Raw genomic sequence first — 7,045 nt, forward strand, 5'->3', positions numbered from 1 at the left:
TATTAACGGTACAGGGCGGTGCCGACACAGGCACCGTCGAGGTCCCTCCGGGCAGACAGTCGCTGTCACGCTCCTTGCAAGCGGTGCTGATCCTCGTCCGATTGCTCTTCGTCGTCACGGTCGTCGGCGCGTTCGACGCGCTGACCGTGGCCTCGTCGATCGATGCGGTGGACGGTCGGCTGCTGGGCATGGTGCTGTACGCGTCTCTGCCCGGCATCACGGGGTTCGTGCTGTCGTTCCATCTGCGAACCGGCGGGGTCTGGGTCCGGCGCGGGCTCGTCGCCGTGCACGCCTGGCTCCTTCTCGGGGCGCTGGCGACGCTGAACGACGCGGAGAACGGCCGGGGCGTGACGCAGCTGGTGCTGCCCGTCGTCGTCATCGTCCTGCTGTCCCGGGCCCGGTCGCGTGCCTGGTTCAGGCTCGCTCCCGAACAGCGGGCCGAGCGGAGGCGGTTCAGCTTCGTCCGGATGGCCAAGTGGCGTCGTGACACCGGTCAGACCGCGATGGAGTACCTGGGCATGATCCTCGTGGTCGTGGCCCTCATCGGCGGGCTCGTGGCCACGGGGATCGGCGGTCAGCTGACCGGCGAGATCCGGAACGCCATCTGCCAGCTGACCGGAAGCGCCTGCGCGCCGCCCGGCGGCGACGTGGTCGCCGGTGAAGGAAGCGGGAGCGGGAGCGGCGGTGGTGGTGGCGGTGACGGCGCGACTTCCGGGGCCGGGACCGAAGGCGCGACCGTGACCGGTGGCTCGGGCTCGTCCGGGGGCAATGGTTCCGGGGGCAACGGCTCTGGCTCCGGCGGCAATGGCTCCGGTGGCTCGGGCTCCGGCGGTTCCGGCTCCGGCGGCGCGGACGCGACCGGCGGCTCCGGCTCCGGTGGTTCCGGTTCGACCGGTGGTTCCGGCGGCTCCGAAGGCTCCGGTGGTTCGGAGGGGACCGGCGGTTCTTCTACAGAGGTCAACGCGGGTAGACAAAACCCGGTCGACGGTTCCACCGGCGAATCCGAGGGCGGTTTCCTCTCCGGCGTCGTCGGCGACGACGGCCTGATGGGCGACATCACCGGGGCGATCGACACGATCGCGAACCCCGTGGACACCGTGAGGGGCGTCGTCGACCAGTACTCCCAGGCCGCCAAGAAGGCCGGCGGCAAGTGGGACAAGGGTCAGTTCATCGCCGCCGCCTGGGACGCGAGCAAGGGCGGCGGGGCGTTCAGCGGAATGCCTGGTTCCGGTACGCGCGTCGACGCCGCGGTGGGGGAGTCGGAGCGCAAGTACCTGGAAGAGCGCATCCCGACCAACGCCAACGCGGCCGCCCGTGAGTTCTGGTGGAACGGGATGACCCAGGAGCAGCGCGACCGCTACCTGGACCTCTTCCCGGAGAAGATCGGGATGATGGACGGGATCCCGGCGGCGGACCGGGACGCGGCGAACCGCCGGAACCTGCCGAACCTGATCTCGAAGCTGGAGAAGCAGACCGACAAGGAGTCGCAGAAGAAGCTCGCCGGGCTGCGGGAGATCGAGCGGCAGCTCAAGGAGGGCAGCCAGCCTCCGATGTACCTCATCGGCATCGGGGACGAGGGCAACGGGCGGGCCATCGTCTCCTACGGCAACCCCGACACCTCCAAGAACGTGTCGGCCTACGTGCCGGGGCTGAACACGGCCCTCGACGAGGAGTTCGCGAAGAGCGGCCTCAAGCGGGCCCGTGACACGGCGATCGGCGCCCAGGGCTACGACCCGTCCAGCGCGGCGATCATCTGGCTCGGGTACGACGCGCCGCAGACGCCGGACGGGCTGCAGAGCCTGGCGGTCGCGGGCACCAAGCGGGCGGAGAAGGGCGGTGCGGCCTACAACGAGTTCATGAGCGGCATCGTCGCCACCAACCGGACCGGTGATCCGCACATCACGGCCATCGGGCACTCCTACGGTTCGCGCGCCGTCGGTGCCGCGACCCAGCACCCCGGCGGCATTCCGGGCGTGGACGACATCATCCTGGTCGGCAGCCCCGGTGTGGGCGTGGACAACGCCGCGGACCTGGGCGTCGGTGCCGGGCACGTCTTCGTGGGTGCCGCGGAGAACGACCCGGTGACCAAGCTCCCGTCCAAGACGCAGGTGGTCGTGGGCTCGATCGGTATGGTGCTGGGCGGACCGGCCGGTTCCTACCTCGCGGGGGATCTGGCCGACCCGGGCGACGACGACCTCTGGTTCGGCAAGGACCCGGCGAGCAAGGCGTTCGGGGCCAGGCGGTTCCCGGTCGATCCGGGCAAGCCGATGAGCTTCGACTCGCACTCCAACTACTTCACCCCGTCACGGGACGCCGTCTCCGCGGACAGCATCGCTCTTATCGTGTCGGGGCACGCCGACCGGCTCAAGATTGAGGAGTACCGATGAGGCGCAAGTTCCAGATCGCGACGGTGGCGCTGGTGGTCGGTCTCGCGCTGTCCGGTTGTGGCAGCGAGCAGGCCGGGTCGGGTACGAATGGCAGGACCGGTGCGGCCAAGAGCGTCACGGGCACCGGGAGCGCCGGGAGCGACAACGGCACCGAGGGGAACGGCATGGACATGCAGGAGGCCGCCGAGACGTCCGACGGCATGCTCGACGCCGTGCTGAAGAAGATCGACCCCGAGGTGCAGTGGGCGCACGGTCCGACGACGAAGGGCAGTTGTGACGTGACGCGCAGGCGTACCGTCATGACCATCGTGTCGGCGGACCGCCGCCAGGACTTCCTGGACCAGGTCGAGAAGTTCTGGCGCGAGAGCGACTACCGCATCAAGGCGAAGAACGTCGACGAGACGTTCCCGGCGGTCTACGCGCAGACGGACACCGGCTTCGGCATCAGCGTGAGCGTCCGCGCCAAGGGGCAGGTCTTCTTCGAGGCGGACACCCCCTGCGTGAAGGAGTCGAAGGTCGCCGAGCCGAAGTCCGCGCCGAACGGGCCGGCGTACAAGGGGGTCTACCCCCTGCCGAGTCCCAACGTGCGCTCCGACTACTGGTCGGCCTGACGATCGATCCGATGCGCCGGGCGGGACGAACGGTCCCGCCCGGCGCATCGGGCTGTACGGGGCCGTGCGCCCGCCGGGCCCGCCCCTGAGCCCCGTACGGCCTCCCCGTGCGCCTGCCGTGACGACCCGTGCGCCGGTCATGACGACCCATGAACCGGAAGGCCCGTCAGGTGCGCCCGGGCGGAGGGACGGTGCTCCGGAGTGCCGAACCGGTGCGCCGGAACGGCGGGTCGGGGGTCCCTGTGACCCGGTTGACTCGTACACACCGTCGAAAACGCCCATGAACCCGTCCCCGATGGGGGATGGTTGAGGGGTGCGCAAATTCTGGGTGGTCGGTGGCATCGGTGTGGGCGTGGCCATGTCCTTCGTGGCCCTGCTCGTCGTCGGTACGTACTCCGCCGCCGCCGGGCTCGCGGGTTCCGGCGGCGGCGGGGCCGTCGCGCTGGCGAAGGGTGCCGTGCCCGCCAAGTACCAGTCGCTGGTGGAGAAGTGGGGCAACCTCTGCCCCGCCATCAACCCGGCACTGCTGGCCGCCCAGCTGTACCAGGAGAGCGGCTGGAACCCGCGGGCGGAGAGCCCCGCCGCCGCCCAGGGCATCGCCCAGTTCATCCCGGGCACCTGGGCCGGGCACGGGATCGACGGCGACAAGGACGGCGACCGGGACGTGTGGGACCCGGCCGACGCGATCCCCTCCGCCGCCTCGTACGACTGCGAACTCGCCGGTTACGTGAAGAAGGTGCCGGGGGACCCGACGGACAACATGCTGGCCGCGTACAACGCCGGCGCGTACCGGGTGATCCGGTCCGGCGGCGTCCCGAACATCGAGGAGACGCGCAACTACGTCAACATCATCCGGTCCCTGGAGAAGAGCTTCGCCCGGCCCGTCGGGCGGGTGCAGCCCTCGCAGCAGGCGGCCGGGGCGATCTACTTCGCGCAGAAGAAGCTCGGTACGCCGTACCTCTGGGGCGGGAACGGCACGCCCGAGCAGAACGGGCGGTTCGACTGCTCTGGGCTGACCCAGGCCGCGTACCGGACCGTCGACATCGAACTGCCCCGGGTGGCGAACGACCAGTACAACGCGGGGCCGCACCCCTCGCGGGACGAGCTGCTCCCGGGCGACCTGGTGTTCTTCTCGGAGGACCTGACCAACTCGCGGGCCATCCACCACGTGGGCATCTACGTCGGAGGCGGGTACATGATCAACGCTCCGTACACCGGGGCCGTGATCCGGTTCGACAAGATCGACACCCCCGACTACTTCGGGGCGACGCGGGTCACCGAGGACGGGGCCGCGGCCCTCCCGAAGACCCGGCCCGCGGCATGACGCGGCGACGGCGATGGCCGGAACTCTCCGTGAAGCCTGGGCCCTGAGCTGCGGTGATGAGTCTCTCTTCGATAACGTCATGGTGATCATTCGGTGGAGAGAGGAACGCCTGCACGGAGGACGTCGTTCCCTGGATGGACCGGAGCGGCGGCGCACCGACCGCGCGACGCCGGCCGGGCAGGCCCTCACGGGCGGAGCGGACGAGAAGCACCGGTCCACGCAGCAGTGATCCACACAGTGATCGAACCGACACGGGGGTTCGTCAGAGCGGGCACATGGGTGTGTCCGCGGCAGCAGACAAGACAAGGGGCCGCGTCAGATGGCTGGACTCGCAGTGGATGGGTCGAACCCCGACGTCAGCCTGCTCTACGACATCAACGGACTCGCGAAGTCCGCTCCCACCTGGTTCGACCGGGTCATGGAGTTCGTCGGCGAGTACGGGATCATGCTCGGCATGGTCCTGGTGGTCCTGTGGTGCTGGTGGAGCGTGCGCCGGCGCGGCACGGCCGACGACTCGGTGACGGCGGTCGCCGGGATCGTCTGGGCGCCGCTGGCCGCCGGGATCGCGCTGCTGATCAACATCCCGATCCGCGGATTCGTGGAGCGTCCCCGCCCGTTCAAGGACCACCAGGGGCTGGACGTCCTGGTGACGGGGAAGACCGACTTCTCCTTCGTCAGCGACCACGCCACGATGGCGATGGCCCTGGGCGTCGGGCTCTTCGTGGCCAACCGGAAGTTCGGCCTCGCCGCGATCGGGCTGGCCCTGGCGGAGGGCTTCTGCCGGGTCTACATGGGCGTCCACTACCCGACCGACGTCATCGGCGGATTCGCGCTCGGCACGGCCGTCGCCCTGCTGCTGGCCCCGCTGGCGATGATGCTGCTGACGCCGCTGGTGACGGCCGTCGCGCGCACGGACCGGTTCGGGTGGCTCGTGCGCTCGCGCAAGCAGACGCAGGTCGCCCCGGCCGCCGGGCGGCCCGGGGCGTTCGGGATCGCCGAGCCGCGGCCCGGCACGGGCGGCGGCGTCGGCGAGAAGGACCTGGCGGCGTAGGACGGGGTTACGAGTACGGCCCCGGGCGCGCCCGCGCAGGGTTGGGGGCCGGGCACGCGGGCCGGGTGCGCGCGGGGCCGAGGAGCATGTGAGGGGCCGGTGAGAACGGCCGACGGGCGGCTTCCCGAAAGGGGGGCCGCCCGTTCTCGTACCCGCCCGTCCGGGGCCTTTTCCCGTCCGCCGGGGGTCCGTGACCGGTGGTCGGGGGACGCGGAAGTCAGAGGGCCTGCGGGAAGGAGAAGAGGCGTCCGGGGTCGTACTGCTTCTTCAACCTGGCGAGACGGTCCGCCGCCGAGCCGTAGTAGGCGCGCCGCCAGTCGGTCAGCGTCGGGTCGGTGTAGTTCTGGTACGCCGCCCCGGACGCGTACCGGCGCATCGACGCATGGGTGTTTTTCAGCCAGTCCTGCTGGGCGCTGCCCGCCGTGCCGGGGTCCCAGGCCCCGATGTACTGGGCGAGCACGCGCGCGCCGCGGTGGACGAAGGCCGTCGCCTGCGGGGAGACCCGGTTGACGGCCCCGCCGAGCGCGGTGAGCGCTATGGAACCCGCTCCTCCGCCCCGTGACGCGGGGATCCGGGTGAACGCCTCGGTCCGGTCGAGCAGGGCCTGCACGCCCGCCGGGGGCAGGGAGCGTTCGTAGAAGTCGGAGGCGGCGGCGTAGGTCTCGCGGCCGAGCGTGCCCTGCGGGGTGCGGCCGGGCGTCGTGCCCGGCAGCCGGCACCGGTCCTCGGAGATGCCCGAGCAGCCCGCGTACACCAGCATCGACTCCTCGTAGCCGCGGCGGCGCAGCGAGACGGAGGAGGCCGGGGCGCCGATCCGGTCGGCGAGGCGGTCCACGGCGTTCTGGAGGTCGCCGTACGTGCCGAGGCTGAACGCGGCGACCGAGACGGTCGGGGCGACGCCGCCCGGTCCCGCGTCGAGATGGGCGGCGGACCAGATCTCGTCGGGCTGGGACGGCCCCCACTCCTGCCAGGCCGTGACGACGGACCGGGCGCGCGACCACGGCCACGACATGTAGGCGGTGACGGTCTGCGGGGCCGGGCTGGTGCGGAAGGTCAGCTCGGTGACCACGCCGAAGTTGCCGTTGCCCGCGCCGCGCAGCGCCCAGAAGAGGTCCGGGTGGTTCCCGGCGTCCGCGGTGAGGGTCTTGCCGTCGGCCGTGACGAGGGTCGCCGAGGTCAGGCTGTCGCAGGTCAGGCCGTACGCGCGGGCGGCGACGCCGTGGCCGCCGCCGAGGGTGAGGCCGGATATGCCGACCGTGGGGCAGGAGCCGCCGGGGATCGTCCGGCCGCCGCGGGCGAGGTTCCGGTAGACGTCCACGAGCTTGGCGCCCGCCCCGATCGTGCCGTTCCGTTCGACGCGGGACAGCGCGGAGACGTCGATGACGAGGTGTCCGTTCCCGCTCGACCAGCCCGCGTAGGAGTGGCCGCCGCTGCGGATGGACACCGGGGTGCCGGTGCGGCGGGCGAAGGCCAGGCACTCGCGGATGTCCGCCTCGTGGCCGACGTAGGCGACGGCGGCGGGCTTCAGGCCGTCGAAGCGGGTGTTGTAGAGCTGACGGGCGGTCGGATAGGACGCGTCCTGCGGCCGGACGAGGCCGCCGTCGAGGCTCTCGGCCAGGGCGGACCAGTCGGCGGACCCGGCGGGGGCGGTCCGCGACGGGGACGGCGGGAC

The 7,045-nt window shown here is 71.4% G+C and carries 5 protein-coding genes; 4 read left to right on the plus strand and 1 reads right to left on the minus strand.

What is annotated here, in order from left to right; genetic code table 11:
* The first annotated feature begins 83 nt into the window (after window positions 1–83).
* From EAO76_RS19045 to EAO76_RS19060, 4 genes are all read left to right on the plus strand, one after another.
* The gene (locus EAO76_RS19045; protein WP_262375587.1) at window positions 84–2,387 is read left to right on the plus strand and encodes an alpha/beta hydrolase family protein; all 2,304 of its coding nucleotides are present in this window, start codon (window positions 84–86) and stop codon (window positions 2,385–2,387) included.
* Window positions 2,384–2,998 (plus strand): hypothetical protein, encoded by a 615-nt coding sequence (locus EAO76_RS19050; protein ID WP_148837109.1) that lies wholly within the window; start codon window positions 2,384–2,386, stop codon window positions 2,996–2,998. The genes EAO76_RS19045 and EAO76_RS19050 overlap by 4 nt, the downstream gene beginning before the upstream one ends.
* A gap of 328 nt (window positions 2,999–3,326) precedes the next feature.
* Window positions 3,327–4,322, plus strand: a complete 996-nt coding sequence (locus tag EAO76_RS19055; RefSeq protein WP_148837413.1) for a bifunctional lytic transglycosylase/C40 family peptidase — start codon at window positions 3,327–3,329, stop codon at window positions 4,320–4,322.
* Between the two features lie 319 nt (window positions 4,323–4,641).
* On the plus strand, window positions 4,642–5,373 hold the full coding sequence (locus EAO76_RS19060; protein ID WP_148837110.1) for a phosphatase PAP2 family protein: 732 nt from the start codon (window positions 4,642–4,644) through the stop codon (window positions 5,371–5,373).
* A 217-nt stretch (window positions 5,374–5,590) separates the two neighbouring features.
* Here EAO76_RS19060 and EAO76_RS19065 read toward each other — a convergent pair.
* Window positions 5,591–7,045: FAD-binding oxidoreductase (locus tag EAO76_RS19065; protein ID WP_148837414.1), on the minus strand; the 1,455-nt coding region annotated here is incomplete at its 5' end.

Origin of the sequence: Streptomyces sp. sk2.1 (assembly GCF_008120935.1) — a bacterium.
In the GTDB taxonomy this organism is placed as follows: Bacteria; Actinomycetota; Actinomycetes; order Streptomycetales; family Streptomycetaceae; genus Streptomyces.